Consider the following 20,159-nt stretch of genomic DNA (forward strand, 5'->3'; position numbering starts at 1 on the left):
TCACGCCGATCGCCATGGACCAGGGCCTGCGCTTCGCCATCCGCGAAGGCGGACGCACCGTCGGCGCCGGCGTCGTGTCAAAAATCATCGAGTAGGAAGCAAGAACCTGACGAGGGGCGCATTTTCCGGGCGGCGCTTCAAAACGCCGCCCGGCTTAATCAGAAGACCGCTCGTCGGATAACGGAAGACCGTCATGGAACGTCAAAATATTCGCATCCGCTTGAAGGCGTTTGATCATCGCGTGCTGGACAGCTCCGCGCGTGAGATCGTCTCGACCGCCAAGCGTACAGGCGCGACTGTGCTCGGCCCGATTCCGTTGCCGACGCGCAAGGAGCGTTTCACCGTGAACCGCTCGCCGCACGTCGACAAGAAGTCGCGCGAGCAGTTTGAGGTGCGCACGCACAAGCGCCTTTTGGACATTGTCGATCCGACCCCGCAGACCGTCGATGCTTTGATGAAGCTCGACCTGGCCGCGGGCGTGGACGTTCAGATCAGCCTGGAGCGTTAAGTCATGCGATCCGGAGTTATAGCCAAGAAGATGGGCATGACCCGCGTCTTTAACGACGAGGGGGCCCATATCCCGGTGACCGTCCTGCAACTGCAGGAATGCCAGGTCGTCGCCCAGCGTACGGGCGAGCGCGACGGTTATTCCGCGCTGCAACTCGGCGCGGGCGCGGCCAAGGTCAAGCGCGTGTCGAAAGCCGAGCGCGAGCGTTTCGCGAAGGCCAGTGTCACGCCGAAGAAAAAGCTGATCGAGTTCCGCGTCGCCGAGGACAACCTCATCGATGTCGGGTCCGAGATCACGGCCGATCATTTCGTGAATGGTCAGAAGGTCGACGTGTCGGGCATCTCTATCGGTAAAGGTTTTGCCGGCGCCATGAAGCGTCACAATTTTGGCGGCCTGCGCGCCACGCACGGCGTTTCCATCTCTCACCGCAGCCATGGTTCGACCGGTCAGTGTCAGGACCCGGGCAAGGTGTTCAAGGGCAAGAAGATGGCCGGCCACATGGGCGCCAAGCGTGTCACCACGCAGAACCTTGAAGTGGTTCGCGTGGACGTGGATCGCGGTCTGGTTCTGGTGCTTGGCGCGGTGCCGGGCCCCGAGGGCGGGTGGATCGAGATCCGCGACGCCGTGAAGGGCATCGGCGTGGACGAGGTTCCGATGCCGGGCGCGTTCCGCGCGCCGGGCGCCGAAGACAAGAAATCTGCGGCCAAAGCCGAGGCGGAAGCCCCGGCCGAGAACGAAGCTGAAGCTGCGGACGCCGCGGCCGATGCTGACGGCTCCGAAGACAAGGGCGGCGAAGAATAATGAAGATCGACGTTCAAACCCTGCAGGCCAAAGCGGCCGGTTCGATCGAGCTGGACGAGTCCGTGTTCGGACTTGAGCCGCGCTCGGACGTGCTGCACCGCGTGGTCCGCTGGCAGCTGGCGAACCGCCAGGCCGGCACCCACAAGGTCAAGGAGCGCGGTGAAATTTCGCGCACCAAGAAGAAAGCCTATCGCCAGAAGGGCACGGGCGGCGCGCGTCATGGCGCGCGTTCGGCCGGCATCTTTGTCGGCGGCGGCGTGGCGCACGGCCCGCGGGTCCGCGATCACGGTCACGACCTGCCGAAGAAGGTTCGCAAGCTGGGCCTCAAGCATGCGCTGAGCTCCAAGCTGGGCGGCAAGACGCTGATCGTTCTCGACAGCGCCGAGCTGAAAGAGCCCAAGACGGCCGCGCTGCGGAAGGCTTTTGCCGATCTTGGCGTGAAAAGCGCCCTGATTGTTGGCGGCGAGACGCTGGACGAGAATTTCTCCCGCGCCGCGCGCAACTTCCCGGAAGTCGACGTGCTGCCGGTTCAGGGCATCAATGTCTATGACGTGCTGCGCCGCGATACGCTGGTGCTGACCAAGGACGCTGTCGAAGCGCTGGAGGCGCGCCTGAAATGAGCAACGCCAAGCACTATGACACGATTGTCGCGCCGGTAGTGACCGAGAAAGCGACCCTGCTCTCAGAGGAGAACAAGGTTGTTTTTGAAGTGCCGCTGACCGCGAACAAGACCGAGATCAAGGAAGCGGTCGAGGGGCTTTTCAAAGTGAGAGTCGCGGCTGTGAACACGCTTCGCCAGAAGGGCAAGACGAAAATGTTTCGTCGTGTCGAGGGCCGGCGTTCCGACATGAAAAAAGCGATCGTGACCCTCGAAGAAGGTCACTCGATCGATGTCACGACTGGATTGTAGGCGGATAGGATAATGGCTCTCAAGAAGTTCAATCCCACCTCGCCGGGACGCCGGGCTCTGGTCCTGGTCGACCGCAGCGAGCTGCACCACGGGCGCCCCGAGAAGACGCTGACCGAAGGTCTGAAGTCTTCCGGCGGGCGTAACAATGTCGGCCGGGTGACCTCCCGCCGGCGTGGCGGCGGCGCCAAGAAGCTGTACCGCGTCATCGATTTCAAGCGCACCAAGCTTGATGTCGCCGCGACGGTCGAGCGTCTGGAATATGATCCGAACCGCACCGCGTTCATCGCGCTGATCAAGTACGAGGACGGCGAAAAGGCCTATATCCTCGCGCCGCAGCGCCTGAGCGTCGGCGACTCGGTGATCGCCGCCGACAAGGCGGACGTGAAGCCGGGCAACGCCATGCCTCTGAAGGCGATGCCGGTCGGCACGATCATCCACAATATCGAGATGAAGCCGAAAAAGGGTGGTCAGATCGCCCGTTCGGCCGGCGCGTTCGCGCAGCTGGTCGGCCGTGACCAGGGCTATGCCCAGATCCGGTTGTCCTCCGGCGAGCTTCGCATGGTGGAAGATATCTGCATGGCGACCGTTGGCGCGGTCTCCAACCCGGACCATTTGAACATCAATCTTGGCAAGGCGGGCCGCAAGCGCCACATGGGCAAACGCCCGGCGGTGCGCGGCGTTGCGATGAACCCGGTTGATCACCCGCACGGCGGCGGCGAAGGCCGCACCTCGGGCGGCCGTCACCCGGTGACCCCCTGGGGCAAGTCGACCAAAGGCGCGAAGACGCGCAAGAACAAGGCGACTGACAAGTTCATCATTCGCTCCCGTCACCAAAAGAAAAAGCGCCGTTAGGAGAGCTGAGAGAAAATGTCACGCTCTGTTTGGAAAGGTCCGTTCGTTGACGGCTATCTGCTCAAGAAGGCGGAAGCTGCTCATGAAGGCGGGCGTAAGCAAGCGATCAAGACCTGGTCGCGCCGTTCGACAATTATGCCGCAATTCGTGGGCCTGACATTCCAGGTTCATAACGGCCACAAATTCATCCCCGTGCTGGTGACCGAAGACATGGTCGGCCACAAGCTCGGCGAGTTCGCCCCCAGCCGCACCTATTACGGCCACCAGGCGGACCGGAAGGCGAAGAGGAAGTAGTCATGGGTAAGGCCAAGGCTGAACGCCGCCTCGCGGATAACGAGGCCCGCTCGAAGCTCCGTCTGCTTCGCACCAGCCCTCAGAAGCTGAACCTTGTCGCGCAATCCATTCGCGGCAAGACGGCGGAGAAGGCGCTGGCGGAGCTGGAGTTTTCGCACAAGCGTATCTCCAAGGATGTCCGCAAGGCGCTGGAATCGGCGATTGCGAACGCGGAAAACAATCACGGCCTGGATATCGACTCGCTGGTCGTGTCCGAAGCCTTTGTCGGCAAGAACCTGGTGATGAAGCGTTTCCGCGCCCGTGCGCGGGGCCGCGGCGCCCGGATCCTCAAGCCGTTCTCTGAGCTGACCATCGTCGTGCGCGAAGTCGAGGAGGCCGTCTAATGGGCCATAAAGTAAACCCGATCGGGCTGCGGCTCGGCATCAACAAGACCTGGGATTCGCGTTGGTACGCGAACACCGGCGAATACGGCGATCTGCTGATGGAAGACATCAAGATCCGCCGGATGCTGAAGAAGCGCCTGAAGTCCGCCGGCGTGTCGAAGATCGTCATTGAGCGTCCGCACAAGAAGTGCCGCGTGACCATCTACACGGCCCGTCCGGGCGTCGTGATCGGCAAGAAGGGCGCGGACATCGAGTCCATGCGCCGCGAGCTGGACAAGATCGTCGATGGCGAGGTCTTCCTCAACATCGTCGAGGTTCGCAAGCCGGAAGTCGACGCCACGCTGGTCGCCGAGAACGTCGCGCAGCAGCTGGAACGCCGTGTTGCGTTCCGCCGCGCCATGAAGCGTTCGTTGCAGTCCGCCATGCGCCTCGGCGCGAAGGGCTGCAAGATTCAGACGGGCGGCCGTCTGGGCGGCGCCGAGATCGCGCGTATCGAGCGTTACCAGGAAGGCTCCGTGCCGCTTCACACGCTTCGCGCCGACATCGATTACGGAACGGCTGAAGCCGATACCGCGATGGGCAAGATCGGCGTGAAGGTCTGGATCTACAAAGGCGAGATCATGGAGCACGATCCGCTCGCCTCTGAGAAACGCCAACAGGATTCCGGCGAACAGCGCGCCCGTTCGGGCCGCCAGGCCGCGTAAAGGTTAGAGACGATGCTGCAACCGAAGCGAACAAAATATCGCAAGGCGCATAAAGGGCGCATCAAGGGCAATGCCAAAGGCGGCGCGGCTCTGAATTTCGGGTCTTACGGCCTGAAAGCCATGCAGCCCGAGCGCATCACCTCGCGCCAGATCGAGGCGACGCGCCGCGCCATTACCCGCCACATGAAACGTGCGGGCCGTGTGTGGATCCGGATTTTCCCGGACGTGCCGGTTTCCAAGAAGCCGACCGAAGTCCGCATGGGTAAAGGCAAGGGCTCCCCGGAATACTGGGCGGCCAAGGTCAAGCCGGGCCGCATCATGTTCGAGATTGACGGCGTGCCTGATTCCGTCGCCCGCGAGGCTCTGCGCCTGGGCGCGGCCAAGCTGCCGATCAAAACCAAAATCGTCGTCCGTGACGGCGTAGAGAGTGCTTAGGAGAGAAGTCGATGGATAGCGCTGACATCCACGCGATGAGCCAGGACCAGCTCCGCGACCAGATCGTCAAGCTGAAGAAAGAGCAGTTCAATCTGCGCTTTCAGCAGGCGACCGGACAGCTTGAGAATACGGCGCGCGTGCGCACCGTCCGCCGCGATATTGCGCGGCTGAAGACTGAGCTGGGCGTCAAACGCTCGGCCGAGAATAAAGGGAGCTAACGATGCCGAAGCGAATTCTGCAGGGCGTCGTGGTGAGCGACAAGGGTGAGAAGACGGTTGTTGTCCGCGTTGAGCGGACCTTCCTGCACCCGCTGTACAAGAAAACCGTGCGCCGGTCGAAGAAGTACCACGCGCATGATGAAGGCAATGCCTTCAATGTCGGCGACTTGGTGGAGATCAGTGAATGTCCGCCGAAGTCTAAACTGAAGCGCTGGGAGGTTGTCGGCGCGGTTGGAGCCTAAAGGCTTTCGATCGCACGGCCCCACTAGAAGGGTTGGAGACTCTGCATGATTCAGATGCAGTCAAATCTAGAGGTTGCCGATAATTCCGGCGCCCGCCGCGTCCAGTGCATCAAGGTTCTGGGCGGCGCCGGCCGGCGCTATGCGCATGTCGGCGACATCATCGTTGTTTCCGTGAAGGAAGCTCAGCCGCGCGGCCGCGTTAAGAAGGGCGAGGTTCGCCGCGCCGTTGTCGTGCGCACCGCCAAGGACATCAAGCGCGCTGACGGCTCCGTCATCCGTTTTGACACGAACGCCGCGGTGATCGTGAACAATGCGGGCGAGCCGGTCGGCACGCGTATCTTCGGGCCGGTGCCGCGTGAGCTGCGCGCCAAGCAACACATGAAGATCATTTCGCTCGCGCCGGAGGTTCTCTAATGGCTGCGAAAATTAAAAAGGGCGATCGCGTCGTCATTCTGACGGGCAAGGACAAGGGCAAAACCGGCCAGGTCGTTCGCGTCATGCCGTCTGAATCCCGTGTCGTCGTCGAGGGCGTGAACGTGGCCAAGCGTCACCAGCGTCCGAGCCAGATGGATCCCGGCGGGATCAAGGAAAAAGAATTGTCGATCCACGTTTCCAACGTGGCGCACGCCGATCCGAAATCGGGCGGCGCCACGCGGGTCGGGATCAAGACGCTGGACAGTGGCGAGAAGGTCCGCGTCGCCAAGAAATCGGGCGAGGTCATCGATGTCTGAGGCCAAGGAATACACGCCGCGCTTCAAGACGCGCTATCGCGAAGAGATTCGCGCGCGCCTGAAAGAGAAGTTCGGCTATACCAACGAAATGCAGATCCCGAAGCTCGACAAAGTCGTGCTGAATATCGGGGTCGGCGAAGCCGTGAACGACACCAAGAAGGTCAAGTCCGCTGTTGAGGACCTGACCATCATTGCGGGCCAGAAAGCCCTGACGACGACGGCCAAGAAGTCGATCGCCGGCTTCAAGCTGCGCGAAGGCATGCCGATTGGCGCCAAGGTGACCCTGCGCGGCGAACGCATGTATGAGTTTCTGGACCGTCTTGTGAGCGTTGCTCTGCCGCGCGTTCGGGATTTCCGGGGCCTCAGAGCCAAGAGCTTTGACGGGCGCGGGAATTACTCGATGGGCCTGAAGGAGCACATTGTGTTCCCCGAGATCAATTACGACGACGTCGAGACGGTCTGGGGAATGGATATCGTGGTCTGCACGAACGCCAAGACCGATGAAGAAGCAAAAGCCCTGTTGGCCGAGTTCGATTTCCCGTTCACGAGCTGACGCATCAGGGAGTGCGGAGTCGTGAGGCTCCGCGATCAGGAGGATTAAATGGCTAAAAAAAGCGCCATAGAACGGAATGACAAGCGCAAGCGCATGGCGGACCAGTACGCTGAGAAGCGGGCTGAGCTGAAAGCGATCGCGCGTGATCAGGAGCGTCCGATCGAGGAACGCTTCGCGGCCCAGCTCAAGCTGGCCGAACTGCCGCGGAATTCCGCCCCGTCGCGCATTCGCAACCGTTGCGAACTGACGGGCCGTCCGCGCGGTTACTACCGCAAGTTCAAGATGAACCGGATCGAGCTTCGCAATCTTGCGAACTCTGGCGAGATCCCGGGCATCACGAAGTCGAGCTGGTGAGGACGCACTGATGGCTGTGAATGATCCTATCGGCGATATGCTGACCCGTATCCGGAATGCGCTGATGCGCAACCGGAACAAAGTGGTGACGCCGGCGTCCAAACTGCGCGCCCGTGTTCTCGATGTCCTCCAGGAAGAGGGCTATATCCGCGGCTATGCCGAGGTCGAGGCGGATGGCGTGCACACGCTGGAAATCGAACTCAAATATTATGAGGGCGATCCGGTGATCAGCGATATCGTTCGTATTTCGAAGCCGGGCCGCCGCGTTTATTCGTCGGTCCGCGAACTGCCCCGCGTTCAGAACGGGCTCGGCATTGCGATCCTCTCCACGCCCAAGGGCGTGATGAGTGACCATGCCGCGCGCGAACAGAATGTCGGCGGCGAAATCCTCTGTCACGTAAGCTAAGGGGGCCGGATAATGTCACGTATCGGAAAATACCCGGTCGAAATCCCGAGCGGCGTCGAAGTCACGCTGGACGGCCAGACGGTTCGCGCGAAAGGCCCGAAAGGCCAGCTCGAGCTGACGCTGGTGGACTCGGTGAAAGCCGAGAAGGGCGAGGATGGAATCACCATCACGCCGCTGACCCCGGAAAAGGGCACCGCGATGTGGGGTCTGTCCCGTTCGCTGGTTGATAACCTTGTTCAGGGCGTGGCCACGGGTTTCACGAAAGACCTGGAGCTGGTCGGCGTTGGTTACCGCGCGCAGATGCGCGGTCAGTCGCTGGTCCTGAACCTCGGCCTCAGCCACGAAGTCGTGTATGAGCCGCCGCAGGGTATCCAGATCACCACGCCCAAGCCGACCGAAGTGAAGGTCGAGGGCGCGGACAAACAGGCAGTTGGTCAGGTTGCCGCGGAGATCCGCCGCTTCCGTCCGCCGGAACCCTACAAGGGCAAGGGCGTGCGTTATGCGGGCGAGTACATCCTGCGCAAAGAAGGCAAGAAGAAGTAGCGATGAAAGATCCCAGGCAGAAAAGCCAACGGCGCGCTTTCCGTGTCCGTTCGAATATCCGCAAAGGTCCCGGCGCCGAACGCCCGCGCCTTTCGGTCTTTCGTTCGTCCAAGCACATCTATGCGCAGATCATCGACGATCGCGAAGGCCGCACTCTGGCCGCCGCGTCCTCGCTGGATGACGGCGTGACGGCCAAGGGCAAGAGCGGCGCGGATTCCGACGCCGCCGCCAAGGTCGGCAAGCTGGTCGCCGAGCGCGCGAAGAAGGCTGGCGTCGAAAGCGTTGTCTTCGATCGCGGCGGATATCTGTATCACGGCCGGGTGAAAGCCCTGGCGGACGCCGCCCGTGAAGGCGGACTGAATTTCTAAGAGGACGTAATTATGGCCCGTCGTAATGACGACCGCGAACGCGATAACGAGTTCGTCGACAAGCTGGTCCACATCAACCGCGTCGCTTCCGTGGTCAAGGGCGGCCGCCGTTTCGGCTTTGCCGCTCTGGTCATCGTGGGTGACGAGAAAGGCCGCGTCGGCTTTGGGCATGGCAAGGCGCGCGAAGTGCCGGAGGCCATCCGCAAGGCGACCGAGGAAGCCAAGAAGACCATGATCCGTGTTCCGCTCCGCGAAGGGCGCACGCTGCATCATGACGGCCGCGGCCGTCATGGCGCCGGCAAGGTGCTTCTGCGGGCGGCGCCTCCGGGCACCGGCGTCATCGCCGGCGGTCCGATGCGCGCGGTTCTGGAATCGCTTGGCGTTCAGGACGTGGTCGCCAAGTCCACCGGTTCGTCGAACCCGTACAACATGATCCGCGCGACGTTTGACGCGCTGAAGAACCAGACCAGCCCGCGCGGCATCGCCGCCAAGCGTGGTCTGAAAGTTTCGGATCTGGTCGGTCGCCGTCAGGACGGCGTCAGCGACCCGTCCGCTATGGAGGCGTAGATGGCCGACAAGACCGTTACCATCAAGCAGACCGGTTCGCCGATCCGCCGCCCGAAAGACCAGCGCGCAACGCTGGTCGGTCTGGGCCTTAATCGCATCGGACGCACCCGTACGCTGAAAGATACGCCGGAAGTGCGTGGCATGATCCGGAAAGTCTCCCATATGGTGGAGATCGTAGAAGGCTAGGTATCAATCCAGAGACGCGTAAGGCACAGCCGAGTCTCTTCTGGAGGAAAGCATGAAACTCAACGAATTGCGTGATAACCCCGGCGCCTATGCGGACCGCAAGCGCCGTGGCCGTGGTGTTGGCTCGGGTCTGGGCAAGACGTCCGGTTCCGGTCAAAAAGGTCAGAAGTCTCGTTCGGGCGTCGCCCTGAAGGGCTTCGAGGGCGGCCAGATGCCGATCGACCGGCGCCTGCCCAAGCGCGGCTTCAACAAGCCGAACCGCCTGTCCTTTGCGGAGGTCAATATCGGCCGCCTGCAACAGGCCGTCGACGCCAAGAAGCTGGACGCCAAGAAGGCGCTGGACGAAGCCGCGCTGATCGAAGCCGGCGTTGTCCGCCGCCGTCTGGACGGCGTGCGTCTTCTGGGAACGGGCGAGCTGAAAGCCAAGCTGGAGATCACCGTAACCGGCGCGTCCAAGGGCGCGATCGAAGCGGTCGAGAAAGCGGGCGGCAAGGTCACCGTGACCGGCGCGAAAAACGCCAAGTCAGCCGAGTAATCGAACTCTAGGGCGGCGCGCCCGCAGCGGGCGCGCCGCCGCTTATAGGCTTTTGGAGATTTCATGGCGTCAGCCGCTGAACAACTCGCCCAGAACATGAACTTCTCGGCGTTCGCCAAGGCGTCCGAGCTGCAAAAGCGTATCCTGTTCACTCTGGGCGCGCTCGTCGTGTACCGGCTGGGGACCTATATCCCTGTCCCGGGCATCGATCCGGCGGCTTTCAACCAGGCTTTCCAGAATGCCTCCAATGGCATTCTTGGCGTCTTCAACGCCTTTTCGGGCGGCGCTGTCGAGCGCATGGCGATTTTCGCCCTCAACGTGATGCCCTACATCACCGCCTCGATCATCATGCAGATCATGGCGGTTTCCATTCCTTCGCTCGAGAAGCTGAAGAAGGAAGGGGAAACGGGCCGCAAACAGATCAACCAGTATACCCGCTACCTGACCGTCTTCCTGGCGACTTTCCAGGCCTATTCGATTGCGGTCGGGCTGGAAGTCGGCGGCCTTGTGGTCGATCCGGGCTGGTATTTCCGTGTTTCCGCCGTGCTTACGCTGGTCAGCGGCACGATGTTCCTGATGTGGCTGGGCGAGCAGATTACGGCGCGGGGCGTCGGCAACGGCATCTCCCTGATCATTTTTGCAGGCATTGTCGCTGAATTTCCGCGCATCCTGGCGCAATTGTTCAGCGCTGCGCGCACCGGCAATCTTGCGCCGCTTCTCTTCCTTCTGATTCTCGTCGGCGCGGTCGCGCTGATCCTGTTCATCGTGTTCATGGAGCGGTCGCAGCGGCGCTTGCTGATCCAGTACCCGAAGCGTCAGGTTGGCAACCGCATGTTCGGCGGCGAAAGCTCCTTCTTGCCGCTGAAGCTGAACACGGCCGGCGTCATTCCGCCGATCTTCGCGTCGTCCATCCTGCTGATGCCCGCGACGCTGGGCGGTTTTGCGGGGCAGGATTCGCCGGAATGGCTGCAAACCCTGTCCGCATTCCTCGGCCCGGGACAGCCGGCCTATCTGGCTTTCTACGCGGCGGCGATCATCTTCTTCGCGTTTTTCTACACGTCCATTGTCTTCAACCCGGAAGATACGGCGGACAATCTGCGTAAATATGGCGGGTTCCTGCCAGGTATCCGGCCGGGCAAGCGGACCGCGGAATATATTGATTACGTGCTGACCCGCCTGACGACAATTGGCGCGATCTATCTGGCCTTTGTCTGCGTCATTCCGGAGTATTTGCGCGCTCAAGGCACCAATATTCCATTCGCGATTGGCGGCACCTCCATCCTCATCGTGGTCTCGGTGACCATGGATACGGTTTCGCAGATCCAGTCGCATTTGCTGGCGCACCAGTACGAAGGCCTGATCAAGCGATCGAAACTGCGGGGGCGGAAGCGATGAACCTGGTCATTTTCGGACCGCCGGGCGCCGGGAAGGGCACCCAGGCCAAGAAACTGGTGGAAGAGCGCGGCTACGTGCAGCTCTCCACGGGCGACATGCTCCGCGCCGCCCGCAGTTCCGGCACCGCGCTGGGCAAGAAGGTGGCCGGGATCATGGATCGCGGCGACCTGGTTTCGGACGAGATCGTGATCGAGCTGATCGAGAGCGAACTCGAAACACACAAGAATGCGAAGGGCTTCATCTTTGACGGCTTTCCGCGCACCCCGGCTCAGGCCGAGGCGCTGGACGGAATGCTGCGCGCCCACGGCATGCAGGTGAATCTGGTGATTCGCCTGGCTGTGGAGGACGGCGACGAATTGATTCGCCGCGTCCACCAGCGCGCCAAGGATGAAGGCCGTGCGGACGATAACGAGGAAACCCTCCGGAATCGTCTTGCGAACTACCGGGCCCAGACCGAAGCGCTGCTTCCCTATTACGAATCACAGGGGAAGGTGCGTGAGGTGAATGGTTTGGAGAGTATCGAGGCGGTGGCGTCTGATATCGCCGCCATCCTTGATGCAGAAAAGGAAAGCGAAGCTCAGTCCGCCGGTTGATTCTGTCACCGACGGGCGTATAACAGCCGACTTCCGCGAAAAAGGGCGAGAGCCTCTCGCGTCCGGGCTAACAACTGGACGTTAGAGGCCCCTTATCGCGGTTTCGTTTATGGAGATTTACTGTGGCACGTATCGCCGGCGTCAACATTCCGACGAATAAGCGCGTAGAGATCGCGCTGACCTACATTCACGGGATTGGTCCGACGACCGCCCGCAACATCACCGAGCAGGCCGGAGTGCCGCTCGAGCGCCGCGTCAATGAACTGACCGACGCCGAGGTGACCCAGATCCGCGAGATCATCGACCGTGACTTCACGGTTGAAGGCGATCTTCGCCGGGAGGTCGCGGTGAATATCAAGCGGCTCATGGACCTGGGCAATTATCGTGGCCTGCGGCACCGCCGCGGCCTGCCGGTGCGCGGCCAGCGCACGCACACCAATGCGCGCACGCGCAAGGGCCCGGCGAAACCCATCGCCGGCAAGAAAAAGTAAGCAGGTAGGCAAGACCCATGGCCAAGGAAACAGGACGCGTCCGCCGCCGCGAGCGGAAGAACATCACTTCCGGCGTCGCGCACGTGAACGCCTCGTTCAACAACTGCATGATCACCATCACCGACGTGCAGGGCAATACCATCTCCTGGTCTACGTCCGGGACGATGGGCTTCAAGGGCTCGCGCAAGTCCACCCCGTATGCGGCGCAGGTCGCGGCGGAAGACGCGGGCCGCAAGGCCCAGGAGCACGGCGTGAAGACGCTGGAAGTCAATGTGTCCGGTCCGGGTTCAGGCCGTGAGTCGGCGCTGCGCGCGCTGCAGGCTGTTGGTTTCACGATCACGACAATTCGCGACGTGACGCCGATCCCGCACAATGGCTGCCGCCCGCCGAAGCGCCGCCGCGTCTAGTTTTTGAATCTGTCCGGGCGGGCGGTTCGCGCTCTTGTTCCGGACAAAACCCACTTAAAGGTGAGGGTCCAACGTGATTGAAAAGAATTGGCAAGACCTGATCCGTCCGATGAAGCCGGTGATCGAACCCGGCCACGACGAATCCCGCCAGGCCAAGCTGATCGCCGAGCCGCTGGAGCGCGGCTTTGGCATGACGCTGGGCAACGCTCTTCGCCGCGTGCTTCTGTCCTCGCTTCAGGGCGCGGCGGTCAACGCCGTGCAAATCGACGGCGTTGTGCACGAGTTCTCGTCCATTCCGGGCGTGCGTGAGGACGTCACCGACATCATCCTGAACTTCAAGCAGCTTGCGCTGCGCGTTCACTCCGAAGGTCCCAAGCACCTGACGCTGAAAGCGTCCGGTCCGGGCGAAGTGACGGCGAAGGACATCGAGGAAACGGCGGACGTCGAAATCCTCGACAAGGATCACTTCATCTGCACGCTCGACGAAGACGCCGAGCTTCGCATGGTGCTGACGGTCGACACCGGCAAGGGTTATGTCCCGGCCGAGCAGAACCGTCCGGAAGACGCTCCGATCGGTCTGATCGGCGTCGACGCGCTGTATTCACCGGTCAAGCGGGTCTCCTACACGGTTGAAAATACCCGTGAAGGCCAGGTTCTGGACTATGACAAGCTGGTTCTGGAGATGGAAACCAATGGCGTGGTCACGCCGGAAGACGCCGTGGCGTACGCCGCGCGTATCCTGCAGGACCAGCTTCAGGTCTTCATCAATTTCGAAGAGCCGCGTCAGGCCGTTCCGGAAGACTCCAAGCCGGAGCTGGACTTCAACCCGTCCCTTCTCAAGAAGGTCGACGAGCTGGAGCTGTCCGTGCGTTCGGCGAACTGCCTGAAGAACGACAATATCGTTTATATCGGCGACCTGATCCAGAAGTCGGAGGCGGAAATGCTCCGCACGCCGAACTTCGGGCGCAAGTCGCTGAACGAAATCAAAGAAGTGCTGGCCCAGATGGGGCTCCACCTCGGCATGGAAGTGCCGGATTGGCCGCCCGACAACATCGAAGAGCTGGCGAAGAAATACGAAGACCAGATCTAGAGCTGGCTCCGCAAGGGACTTGTTGAATCATGCGTCACGGTAACGGATACCGGAAGCTGAACCGCACCCACGAACACCGCAAGGCGATGTTCGCGAACATGGCGGCTTCCCTGATCAAGCACGAGCAGATCGTCACGACTCTGCCCAAGGCGAAAGAGCTGCGCCCGTTTGTGGAGAAGCTCATTACCCTCGCCAAGAAGGGCGATATCGGATCGCGCCGTATCGCGGTTGGCCGCGTTCGCGACGAGGATATGGTCAAGAAGCTCTTTGACACGCTCGGCCCGCGCTATGAAGAGCGTCAGGGCGGCTATATCCGCGTGCTGAAAGCCGGCTTCCGCTATGGCGACAATGCCCCGATGGCCGTCATCGAACTTGTCGATCGCGACCCCGAGGCGCGCGGCAAGGAAGACCGTGAGCGGGTTGAAATGGAAGAAGCCGCGGAAGCGTAAGGTTTCTTTTTTGAAGTGCTGATTTGAAAGGGCGGTCCTGAACAGGGCCGCCCTTTTGTTTTGGGCGGCCCGAGCAGCCCGTCACGTGATTCCAATAAAACTGTCATTCAACGCCTTGCTTTCATGTCTATAGGATCGCCTTCGGCCAGCCGGGGAGGGCGCAATGGATTATGTCGGCGTAGAGATTTTCGCGGTCGTCGGGTTCCTGCTGGCGTCCTATTCCATCGTTGCCAATGACGCGATCCAGACGCTCGGCACCTTCCTGGCGTCAAACGCCAAACGGCCGTGGTGGGTGCTGTGGCTGTTCGCCAGCAGCATTATCATTGCCGTCATGGTCATGGGCTGGATCCAGAATGGCGGTGATATCGCCTTTGGCCGCCTGAACCGCATACCCTATCCGGAATTTCAGGAAGGCGTCGCCCGACCGGACTGGTGGGCGCGCTGGGATCCGCCCGGCGGGATAGAGTGGTACCACGCCGTGCCGCCGCTGGTTCTGCTTTTCCTGACCCGCTTTGGCATTCCCGTTTCCACGACCTTTCTTGTCCTGACGATCTTCGCGCTGACCGGCGGGTCGCAGACGGAAGGCATCATGGAAAGCATGCTGATCAAGTCATTGCTGGGATATCTGGTGGCTTTCGGGGCGGGCGCGGTTGTTTATCTGATCGTATCCCGCGTGTTTGAACGCTGGGTCGCCAATACCCGCGGCGAGAACCACGCCACGGGGTGGTTTGTCCTGCAATGGCTGTCGACCGGTTATTTGTGGTGGCAGTGGCTGGCCCAGGATCTGGCCAATATCTTCGTATTCCTGCCGCGCTCGACGACGGAGACCACCTTGCCGGACGGCAGCGTCCAGACCGTGGTGGCGTTCGACCCGGTATTCATCCTGTTCGCGACGGGCGTGATGCTGATGCTGCATGCCCTGATTTTCGCCACCCGGGGCGGAGAAATTCAGAAAATCGTTCTTACCAAGACAAACACGACCGATATCCGCGCCGCGACGCTTGTGGATTTCATCTACGGAACCATTCTTCTGGTGTTCAAGGAAGCCAATGACATTCCGATGTCGACCACCTGGGTGTTTCTTGGCCTGTTGGCGGGGCGGGAATTGATGATCACCGCCCTGGTCCGCATCCGGACAAACAAGGCCGCGATCTTCGACGTGGTGAGCGACGTGATGCGCGCCCTGATCGGCCTTTTCATCAGCGTATTTCTGGCCATTGTCATACCCCGGCTCGCGGGCGCGCCGGCGGCGCTGGACATAGGCCTTCCGGCCATAGCCGGGCTGGCTGCCGCGACTTTTGCCGCATGGGGCATTATGTGGACGATGCGCGGGGCGGCGAGAGCCGCGAACATTGCCTCCAGTTAAGCCCGCGTTCAGGCTCGCTTCATCGCCTGTATGTTGAGATAATCGGGTGCTTCACACCCGGTGACGCCACGCCTATCTGTGCGGCGTATCAGCTCGAATGGAGATCACTTCGCCCATGTCTTTATTGCGTATCCTGATCCTCGCCCCGGCGCTCTTGCTGGCCGCTCCGGCTTGCGGGCAGAACGACACCCAGCAACTGGCCGGCAGCGAAGCACAAAAGCGGGCGCCTCAATCCGTAACCGAGGTGAAACTGTCCTTCGCGCCCGTGGCCAAACGCGTTGGGCCGGCCGTGGTGAATGTGAACTCCACGCGGGTCGTCAATCAACGCGCCTCCATGCTGGATTTCTTTTTCGGGGAAGGCGCGCAACCGCGGGGGCGGCAGAGGCTTGCCCAATCGCTGGGCTCCGGCGTGATTGTGCAGGAGGACGGCGTGATTGTGACCAATTACCACGTCGTGAAAGGCGCGCAGGAACTGACGGTCAGCCTCCCGGACCGGCGCGAATTCGACGCCGAAGTCCTGCTGGCCGATGAGCGGACGGATCTGGCCGTGCTGAAGATCGATACAGGCGAGGAAACCCTGCCCAAGCTGGATTTCTCCATGTCGTCCAATCTGGAGGTCGGCGATCTGGTTATGGCGGTCGGCAACCCGTTCGGGGTGGGGCAGACCGTGACGCAAGGCATCGTTTCCGCGCTGGCGCGGACCGATGTCGGCCTGACCGATTATTCCTTTTTCATTCAGACCGACGCGGCCATCAATCCGGGTAATTCCGGCGGCGCCCTGGTGGATCTGAATGGCGACCTGGTGGGGGTGAATACCGCGATCTTTTCCCGTTCGGGCGGGTCCAACGGCATCGGTTTCGCCATACCGTCCGAACTGGTCCAGCGGGTGGTGGAATCGGCGTTGGAGGACGGCAAGATCGTCCGGCCCTGGCTTGGCGCGCGTCTCCAGACCGTGACGCCGGATCTCGCCGCGGCCCTCGACCTCTCCCGGCCGCAGGGCGTGCTGGTAAGCGAGATTTATCAAGGCGGACCGGCGGACGAGGCCGGGCTTGAACAAGGCGACGTCATCACCTCCGTTGACGGCTCCGAGGTCTATGACGAACAGGGCGTTCGTTTTCTGCTGGCCACGCGCCGGATTGGCGAAGACGCCGCGTTCAATGTCATCCGTGACGGCGGATCCAGAGAAATCGGGTTCCGCGCCGAGGCCGCGCCTGAAAAACCGGCGAAAGATGAGCGCGTGGTTGAAAGCGCCAGCCCGTTGCAGGGCCTGAAGGTTGCCAATCTTTCCCCGGCTTACGCTGATGAACTGGGTCTGGACCCGCTGGATGAGGGCGTGATCGTCATTGACGTCGCGCGTGGTTCGGCCGCGGACTATTTTGGCTTCCGGCCTGGTGATCGCCTGATTTCTCTGGGCGATACCCGCGTCGAGAGCACCCGGAATCTGGACCGTATGCTGCAGCGTCTGGAGGGCGCAAAGTCCTGGCCGATCACGATTGAACGCGGCGACCGGCAAATTTCCCGCACCTTCCGCCTATAGACGGACCGGGCCTGCATCAAAGCTTTTCCCGCGTGCGGGGAGGTGGGCTAGTCTGGACGGCATGTCCAATCTTTTCGAAGCCGCCGGCCTTGAGAAAGGCGCGCCACGCCCGCTCGCCGATATCCTGCGCCCCGCCAGTCTGGACGAGGTCGCGGGACAGGGGCATTTGCTGGCTGATAATGGGCCCATTGCACGGATGGTGGCGGCCGGCCGTCTGTCATCGGTAATTCTGTGGGGGCCGCCCGGCACGGGCAAGACCACGATTGCCCGGCTGCTCGCCCAGCACGCCAATCTACACTTCGAATCCCTGTCGGCGGTGTTTTCCGGCGTTGCCGATTTGCGCAAGGCGTTCGAGGCGGCCAAGGGCCGCCGCGCGGCGGGTGAGGGCACCTTGTTGTTTGTGGACGAGATCCACCGGTTCAACCGCTCCCAACAGGACGGTTTTTTGCCCTATGTGGAAGAGGGCGTGGTTACGCTGATCGGCGCCACCACCGAAAATCCGTCCTTTGAAATCAACGCCGCCCTGTTGTCCCGGTGTCAGGTTTTCGTCCTGAAGCGTCTGGATGGTGCGGCTCTGGAAACACTCGCCCAGAGGGCGGAAGCCTATCTGGATGCGCCTTTGCCGCTGACCCAGGGCGCGCGCGAAACCCTGAAGGCGCTGGCGGACGGCGATGGCCGTTATTTCCTGAACCTGGTGGAGGAAGTCTACGCGCTGGACCGCAAGGAGCCGATCGAGACGGCGGAGCTGTCCGAACTGCTGCAGCGCCGCGCCCCGGTCTATGACAAGGACCGGGAGGAACACTACAACCTCATCTCCGCGCTCCATAAATCGGTTCGGGGATCAGACCCCGACGCGGCGCTTTACTGGCTGGCGCGGATGCTGTCGGGGGGCGAGGATCCGCTCTATGTGGCGCGCCGCGTCGTGCGCATGGCGGTCGAGGATATCGGGCTGGCCGACCCATCGGTTCTGACGTCCGCGCTCCGCGCCAAGGACGCCTATCAGTTTCTCGGCAGTCCGGAGGGGGAGCTGGCGATAGCGCAGGCCGTGGTTCACATGGCGGTCGCGCCCAAGTCCAACGCCGTTTATGTGGGCTTCAAGGCCGCCATGCGCGCAGCCAAGGAGACCGGCTCTCTCATGCCGCCCACGCATATCCGCAACGCGCCGACAAAGCTGATGAAGGATATGGGCTACGGGAAGGGGTATGAATACGACCATGATGCGCCGGAGGGCGCGTCCGGCCAGGATTATTTCCCCGATGAGATGAAAGACCGTCCGGTCTTCTACAATCCGAAGGGCGAGGGCGCGGAGGGCCGAATCCTCGAGCGGCTGAAACGCTGGCGGGAGCTTCGTGAAAACCGCCGCGCCGGCGATTCCTGAACATCAGGGGGCTTGTCAGTAGTCCTTCCGCCAGCGCACCGACACGCTGGTATTTTTCGCCGAGCCGAATTGGGAGATAACGGCGAAGTTCTTCAAGGCCTGCCACTCGATCTGGGCTGCCGGGCCTTCAATCCCTCCGCTGGAAAGCTCCAGATAGACATCGTCGGTCAGATACTGGCCGCCCGTTACCACGGTTCCTGAAGACCCGCTGGCGATGCTCAGCCGGTCCAGCCCCAGGCCGGAGCGGATCTGGCCCAGCGCATCGAACCCGCCGCCGCCGGCCAGGCTGGAAAGCGCCGCGGCCATCTGCGCCGCTTCCAGGCCCGACAGCTGGCTGACGGAACGCCCGAACAGAACCCGCGCCAGAATTTCGTCTTCCGGCAAGGGCGGCTGGCTGGTCAGCGATATGCGCGGCTCCTGCGGGGTGCCGGTGACATTGATGAAGGCGGTCAGTTCGGCCGCGTCATGGGTGGCGGTCAGATCCAGCTCCGACTGGAGGGGGTCGCCCTCAAAACGGATCTCGCCTTCATTGAACGTGAAGCGCTCCCCGGCGAAATCGGCGTCGCCGCGTATCACGCTGGCTGTTCCGAAGATTTTCGGGCTGGCGCTGGTGCTGCCGATCCGGGCGTCCAGCCCCATTTCCACGTTCACGGTATTGGTGCGGACAAACAGCCGGCGCGGCGCATCCAGCGATATATCCAGAGCGAACGGCGTACGCCCGCGCCCCGAAACCGTTTCTTCCTCGGGGTTTTCCTGGCCGGGCTTGTTGATTTCCACGACTTCGATCGTCGTTACGCCGGGCGGGCCGGTATTGGGCGGCCGGAATTCGCCCCGGTTGATATTGATATCGCCTTCGATGGTCGGCGACTCGGGATCGATATTGATTGAAATCTCGCCGCTGGCGTCGACCTGTGCATCCCGGCGGTTGGCGACTTGGAAATTCTGGAAGTTGGCGCTGATCTCTCCGCTCCAGCCGTCTTCTACAGATCGCGCCTGGCCGCTGCCGGAGAGAGTTCCGTCCTCTTCATCACGCCCCTCCAGCTGTGTAACCGCCACGCGGCCATTGGCGAACTCGGCGCGCGTTTCCAGATCCCGCAACGCAATGCCGGACACGCCGTCATCGAAGCGGCCGTTGCTCAGTTGAACCGTGCCGTTGAAGTCCTGCCGGCTCATCGTGCCGCCCAGCGTCAGCCGCGCATCAATGTCGCCGCCCAGCCGCTGTTCCGGGCCGGTCACAAGCGAGGCGATGGAATCGATCGCGCCCTGAAGCGCCGCCTGACCGCTTAGCGGGCCGTCGGAATCAAGCGCCACGGGGATCAAGCCGGCATTGGGGGTGATGGCGATGCTGGCATTGCCGTTTGCGCGCATGTCGGCCTCGTCGCGCGCTTCCAGGGTGAGGTCCAGGCTGGACTGGGTTACATCGCCGGTCAGCGTCACGTTCACCGGCGGCAGGTCGTCGTCAGCGACATGGGCGTCGTTCACCGCCGCGCGAAGATCGCCGGACAGTTCGCCGTTGCGATTGATGATTTCTGCGTCCGCGTTCAGCGTGCCGCGCAGGCGCGCGCCGGCGCGCATGGCTTCCAGCACCGCCAAAGGCGCGTCTCTCACCTCCAGCGCCAGCCGCCGGATTTCCGGACTGCTATCCAGCTCCAGATTCAGCACGCCCTCGTCGAAACCCAGAGACGCGCGCAGCTGGCTCTCGCCGCCGCCAAAGCGATAGGTAAGCGGATCCCGCGTGGAAAACGCCAGACGCCCGTACTCCCCGTTAAAGTCCACCGCCACGCGCCGCCCAGTCTCGGCGTCTTGCAGCTGGCCTTGCGCTTCCAGCGTTGAGGGCAGACCGCGGACGGAGCCATCGGCGGC

The 20,159-nt window shown here is 62.1% G+C and carries 32 protein-coding genes; 31 read left to right on the forward strand and 1 reads right to left on the reverse strand.

Annotated features, from left to right (window positions below; genetic code table 11):
* From L338_RS17160 to L338_RS15615, 31 genes are all read left to right on the forward strand, one after another.
* The coding region (locus L338_RS17160; protein WP_022699316.1) for an EF-Tu C-terminal domain-related protein at positions 1–95 on the forward strand (95 nt) is incomplete at its 5' end.
* Positions 96–193: 98 nt separating this feature from the next.
* On the forward strand, positions 194–508 hold the full coding sequence (gene rpsJ, locus L338_RS15470; RefSeq protein ID WP_022699317.1) for a 30S ribosomal protein S10: 315 nt from the start codon (positions 194–196) through the stop codon (positions 506–508).
* Positions 509–511: 3 nt separating this feature from the next.
* Complete coding sequence (gene rplC / locus L338_RS15475; protein ID WP_022699318.1) at positions 512–1,309, forward strand: 50S ribosomal protein L3; 798 nt, start codon at positions 512–514, stop codon at positions 1,307–1,309.
* Positions 1,309–1,929, forward strand: a complete 621-nt coding sequence (rplD, locus tag L338_RS15480) for a 50S ribosomal protein L4 (protein ID WP_022699319.1) — start codon at positions 1,309–1,311, stop codon at positions 1,927–1,929. The genes rplC and rplD overlap by 1 nt, the downstream gene beginning before the upstream one ends.
* On the forward strand, positions 1,926–2,219 hold the full coding sequence (locus tag L338_RS15485; protein ID WP_022699320.1) for a 50S ribosomal protein L23: 294 nt from the start codon (positions 1,926–1,928) through the stop codon (positions 2,217–2,219). Before rplD ends, L338_RS15485 begins: the two co-directional genes overlap by 4 nt.
* Before the next feature lie 12 nt (positions 2,220–2,231).
* The gene (gene rplB / locus L338_RS15490) at positions 2,232–3,071 is read left to right on the forward strand and encodes a 50S ribosomal protein L2 (protein ID WP_022699321.1); all 840 of its coding nucleotides are present in this window, start codon (positions 2,232–2,234) and stop codon (positions 3,069–3,071) included.
* Between the two features lie 15 nt (positions 3,072–3,086).
* Complete coding sequence (gene rpsS, locus L338_RS15495) at positions 3,087–3,365, forward strand: 30S ribosomal protein S19 (RefSeq protein WP_022699322.1); 279 nt, start codon at positions 3,087–3,089, stop codon at positions 3,363–3,365.
* 2 nt (positions 3,366–3,367) lie between these two features.
* A complete protein-coding gene (gene rplV, locus L338_RS15500; RefSeq protein ID WP_022699323.1) occupies positions 3,368–3,748 on the forward strand; it encodes a 50S ribosomal protein L22 in 381 nt (126 codons plus the stop codon).
* Positions 3,748–4,452: a 30S ribosomal protein S3 gene (gene rpsC / locus L338_RS15505; RefSeq protein ID WP_022699324.1), complete on the forward strand. Its 705-nt coding sequence runs from the start codon at positions 3,748–3,750 to the stop codon at positions 4,450–4,452. The genes rplV and rpsC overlap by 1 nt, the downstream gene beginning before the upstream one ends.
* 12 nt (positions 4,453–4,464) lie before the next feature.
* Positions 4,465–4,887, forward strand: coding sequence for a 50S ribosomal protein L16 (gene rplP, locus L338_RS15510; protein ID WP_022699325.1), 423 nt, complete (start codon positions 4,465–4,467; stop codon positions 4,885–4,887).
* An 11-nt stretch (positions 4,888–4,898) separates the two neighbouring features.
* Positions 4,899–5,105, forward strand: coding sequence for a 50S ribosomal protein L29 (rpmC, locus tag L338_RS15515; RefSeq protein ID WP_022699326.1), 207 nt, complete (start codon positions 4,899–4,901; stop codon positions 5,103–5,105).
* 2 nt (positions 5,106–5,107) lie between these two features.
* Positions 5,108–5,347: a 30S ribosomal protein S17 gene (gene rpsQ, locus L338_RS15520; protein ID WP_022699327.1), complete on the forward strand. Its 240-nt coding sequence runs from the start codon at positions 5,108–5,110 to the stop codon at positions 5,345–5,347.
* A gap of 45 nt (positions 5,348–5,392) precedes the next feature.
* The gene (rplN, locus tag L338_RS15525) at positions 5,393–5,761 is read left to right on the forward strand and encodes a 50S ribosomal protein L14 (RefSeq protein WP_022699328.1); all 369 of its coding nucleotides are present in this window, start codon (positions 5,393–5,395) and stop codon (positions 5,759–5,761) included.
* Positions 5,761–6,078, forward strand: coding sequence for a 50S ribosomal protein L24 (rplX, locus tag L338_RS15530; RefSeq protein ID WP_022699329.1), 318 nt, complete (start codon positions 5,761–5,763; stop codon positions 6,076–6,078). Before rplN ends, rplX begins: the two co-directional genes overlap by 1 nt.
* The gene (rplE, locus tag L338_RS15535; RefSeq protein WP_022699330.1) at positions 6,071–6,631 is read left to right on the forward strand and encodes a 50S ribosomal protein L5; all 561 of its coding nucleotides are present in this window, start codon (positions 6,071–6,073) and stop codon (positions 6,629–6,631) included. The genes rplX and rplE overlap by 8 nt, the downstream gene beginning before the upstream one ends.
* A 48-nt stretch (positions 6,632–6,679) precedes the next feature.
* Positions 6,680–6,985, forward strand: a complete 306-nt coding sequence (gene rpsN / locus L338_RS15540) for a 30S ribosomal protein S14 (RefSeq protein ID WP_022699331.1) — start codon at positions 6,680–6,682, stop codon at positions 6,983–6,985.
* A 10-nt stretch (positions 6,986–6,995) separates the two neighbouring features.
* Positions 6,996–7,391, forward strand: a complete 396-nt coding sequence (gene rpsH / locus L338_RS15545; RefSeq protein ID WP_022699332.1) for a 30S ribosomal protein S8 — start codon at positions 6,996–6,998, stop codon at positions 7,389–7,391.
* A gap of 12 nt (positions 7,392–7,403) precedes the next feature.
* Positions 7,404–7,934, forward strand: coding sequence for a 50S ribosomal protein L6 (gene rplF, locus L338_RS15550; RefSeq protein WP_022699333.1), 531 nt, complete (start codon positions 7,404–7,406; stop codon positions 7,932–7,934).
* A 2-nt stretch (positions 7,935–7,936) separates the two neighbouring features.
* On the forward strand, positions 7,937–8,302 hold the full coding sequence (gene rplR / locus L338_RS15555) for a 50S ribosomal protein L18 (RefSeq protein ID WP_022699334.1): 366 nt from the start codon (positions 7,937–7,939) through the stop codon (positions 8,300–8,302).
* Positions 8,303–8,314: 12 nt separating this feature from the next.
* Positions 8,315–8,869, forward strand: a complete 555-nt coding sequence (gene rpsE / locus L338_RS15560) for a 30S ribosomal protein S5 (protein WP_022699335.1) — start codon at positions 8,315–8,317, stop codon at positions 8,867–8,869.
* Positions 8,870–9,055 (forward strand): 50S ribosomal protein L30, encoded by a 186-nt coding sequence (gene rpmD / locus L338_RS15565; RefSeq protein WP_022699336.1) that lies wholly within the window; start codon positions 8,870–8,872, stop codon positions 9,053–9,055.
* A 52-nt stretch (positions 9,056–9,107) separates the two neighbouring features.
* The gene (rplO, locus tag L338_RS15570) at positions 9,108–9,590 is read left to right on the forward strand and encodes a 50S ribosomal protein L15 (protein ID WP_022699337.1); all 483 of its coding nucleotides are present in this window, start codon (positions 9,108–9,110) and stop codon (positions 9,588–9,590) included.
* Positions 9,591–9,653: 63 nt separating this feature from the next.
* Positions 9,654–10,985 (forward strand): preprotein translocase subunit SecY, encoded by a 1,332-nt coding sequence (secY, locus tag L338_RS15575; protein ID WP_022699338.1) that lies wholly within the window; start codon positions 9,654–9,656, stop codon positions 10,983–10,985.
* Entirely contained in the window at positions 10,982–11,578 is a 597-nt protein-coding gene (locus L338_RS15580; RefSeq protein ID WP_022699339.1) for an adenylate kinase, read from the forward strand. The genes secY and L338_RS15580 overlap by 4 nt, the downstream gene beginning before the upstream one ends.
* Positions 11,579–11,700: 122 nt before the next feature.
* Positions 11,701–12,069, forward strand: a complete 369-nt coding sequence (gene rpsM, locus L338_RS15585) for a 30S ribosomal protein S13 (RefSeq protein WP_022699340.1) — start codon at positions 11,701–11,703, stop codon at positions 12,067–12,069.
* 17 nt (positions 12,070–12,086) lie between these two features.
* The gene (rpsK, locus tag L338_RS15590) at positions 12,087–12,476 is read left to right on the forward strand and encodes a 30S ribosomal protein S11 (protein WP_022699341.1); all 390 of its coding nucleotides are present in this window, start codon (positions 12,087–12,089) and stop codon (positions 12,474–12,476) included.
* 73 nt (positions 12,477–12,549) lie between these two features.
* Positions 12,550–13,566 (forward strand): DNA-directed RNA polymerase subunit alpha, encoded by a 1,017-nt coding sequence (locus tag L338_RS15595; RefSeq protein WP_022699342.1) that lies wholly within the window; start codon positions 12,550–12,552, stop codon positions 13,564–13,566.
* A 29-nt stretch (positions 13,567–13,595) separates the two neighbouring features.
* Positions 13,596–14,015, forward strand: a complete 420-nt coding sequence (gene rplQ / locus L338_RS15600; protein WP_022699343.1) for a 50S ribosomal protein L17 — start codon at positions 13,596–13,598, stop codon at positions 14,013–14,015.
* Positions 14,016–14,178: 163 nt separating this feature from the next.
* Positions 14,179–15,381 carry a hypothetical protein gene (locus L338_RS15605; protein WP_022699344.1) on the forward strand — a complete coding sequence of 401 codons (1,203 nt, stop codon included), beginning with the start codon at positions 14,179–14,181 and terminating at the stop codon, positions 15,379–15,381.
* Between the two features lie 115 nt (positions 15,382–15,496).
* The gene (locus L338_RS15610; RefSeq protein ID WP_081639672.1) at positions 15,497–16,918 is read left to right on the forward strand and encodes a DegQ family serine endoprotease; all 1,422 of its coding nucleotides are present in this window, start codon (positions 15,497–15,499) and stop codon (positions 16,916–16,918) included.
* Between the two features lie 61 nt (positions 16,919–16,979).
* Entirely contained in the window at positions 16,980–18,296 is a 1,317-nt protein-coding gene (locus L338_RS15615) for a replication-associated recombination protein A (protein ID WP_022699346.1), read from the forward strand.
* A gap of 15 nt (positions 18,297–18,311) precedes the next feature.
* On the opposite strand, the gene L338_RS15620 is transcribed toward L338_RS15615, so the two are convergent.
* Positions 18,312–20,159 (reverse strand): translocation/assembly module TamB domain-containing protein (locus L338_RS15620; protein WP_022699347.1); only part of this gene is annotated, 1,848 nt, incomplete at its 5' end.

Source organism: Euryhalocaulis caribicus (genome assembly GCF_000412185.1).
Taxonomy (GTDB): Bacteria; Pseudomonadota; Alphaproteobacteria; order Caulobacterales; family Maricaulaceae; genus Euryhalocaulis; species Euryhalocaulis caribicus.

Bases quoted from the DNA above. Each gene is read 5' to 3' on its own strand.
- rpsJ (WP_022699317.1), top strand. From the start codon at position 194: ATGGAACGTCAAAATATTCGCATCCGCTTGAAGGCGTTTGATCATCGC.
- rplC (WP_022699318.1), top strand. From the start codon at position 512: ATGCGATCCGGAGTTATAGCCAAGAAGATGGGCATGACCCGCGTCTTT.
- rplD (WP_022699319.1), top strand. From the start codon at position 1,309: ATGAAGATCGACGTTCAAACCCTGCAGGCCAAAGCGGCCGGTTCGATC.
- L338_RS15485 (WP_022699320.1), top strand. From the start codon at position 1,926: ATGAGCAACGCCAAGCACTATGACACGATTGTCGCGCCGGTAGTGACC.
- rplB (WP_022699321.1), top strand. From the start codon at position 2,232: ATGGCTCTCAAGAAGTTCAATCCCACCTCGCCGGGACGCCGGGCTCTG.
- rpsS (WP_022699322.1), top strand. From the start codon at position 3,087: ATGTCACGCTCTGTTTGGAAAGGTCCGTTCGTTGACGGCTATCTGCTC.
- rplV (WP_022699323.1), top strand. From the start codon at position 3,368: ATGGGTAAGGCCAAGGCTGAACGCCGCCTCGCGGATAACGAGGCCCGC.
- rpsC (WP_022699324.1), top strand. From the start codon at position 3,748: ATGGGCCATAAAGTAAACCCGATCGGGCTGCGGCTCGGCATCAACAAG.
- rplP (WP_022699325.1), top strand. From the start codon at position 4,465: ATGCTGCAACCGAAGCGAACAAAATATCGCAAGGCGCATAAAGGGCGC.
- rpmC (WP_022699326.1), top strand. From the start codon at position 4,899: ATGGATAGCGCTGACATCCACGCGATGAGCCAGGACCAGCTCCGCGAC.
- rpsQ (WP_022699327.1), top strand. From the start codon at position 5,108: ATGCCGAAGCGAATTCTGCAGGGCGTCGTGGTGAGCGACAAGGGTGAG.
- rplN (WP_022699328.1), top strand. From the start codon at position 5,393: ATGATTCAGATGCAGTCAAATCTAGAGGTTGCCGATAATTCCGGCGCC.
- rplX (WP_022699329.1), top strand. From the start codon at position 5,761: ATGGCTGCGAAAATTAAAAAGGGCGATCGCGTCGTCATTCTGACGGGC.
- rplE (WP_022699330.1), top strand. From the start codon at position 6,071: ATGTCTGAGGCCAAGGAATACACGCCGCGCTTCAAGACGCGCTATCGC.
- rpsN (WP_022699331.1), top strand. From the start codon at position 6,680: ATGGCTAAAAAAAGCGCCATAGAACGGAATGACAAGCGCAAGCGCATG.
- rpsH (WP_022699332.1), top strand. From the start codon at position 6,996: ATGGCTGTGAATGATCCTATCGGCGATATGCTGACCCGTATCCGGAAT.
- rplF (WP_022699333.1), top strand. From the start codon at position 7,404: ATGTCACGTATCGGAAAATACCCGGTCGAAATCCCGAGCGGCGTCGAA.
- rplR (WP_022699334.1), top strand. From the start codon at position 7,937: ATGAAAGATCCCAGGCAGAAAAGCCAACGGCGCGCTTTCCGTGTCCGT.
- rpsE (WP_022699335.1), top strand. From the start codon at position 8,315: ATGGCCCGTCGTAATGACGACCGCGAACGCGATAACGAGTTCGTCGAC.
- rpmD (WP_022699336.1), top strand. From the start codon at position 8,870: ATGGCCGACAAGACCGTTACCATCAAGCAGACCGGTTCGCCGATCCGC.
- rplO (WP_022699337.1), top strand. From the start codon at position 9,108: ATGAAACTCAACGAATTGCGTGATAACCCCGGCGCCTATGCGGACCGC.
- secY (WP_022699338.1), top strand. From the start codon at position 9,654: ATGGCGTCAGCCGCTGAACAACTCGCCCAGAACATGAACTTCTCGGCG.
- L338_RS15580 (WP_022699339.1), top strand. From the start codon at position 10,982: ATGAACCTGGTCATTTTCGGACCGCCGGGCGCCGGGAAGGGCACCCAG.
- rpsK (WP_022699341.1), top strand. From the start codon at position 12,087: ATGGCCAAGGAAACAGGACGCGTCCGCCGCCGCGAGCGGAAGAACATC.
- rplQ (WP_022699343.1), top strand. From the start codon at position 13,596: ATGCGTCACGGTAACGGATACCGGAAGCTGAACCGCACCCACGAACAC.
- L338_RS15605 (WP_022699344.1), top strand. From the start codon at position 14,179: ATGGATTATGTCGGCGTAGAGATTTTCGCGGTCGTCGGGTTCCTGCTG.
- L338_RS15610 (WP_081639672.1), top strand. From the start codon at position 15,497: ATGTCTTTATTGCGTATCCTGATCCTCGCCCCGGCGCTCTTGCTGGCC.
- L338_RS15615 (WP_022699346.1), top strand. From the start codon at position 16,980: ATGTCCAATCTTTTCGAAGCCGCCGGCCTTGAGAAAGGCGCGCCACGC.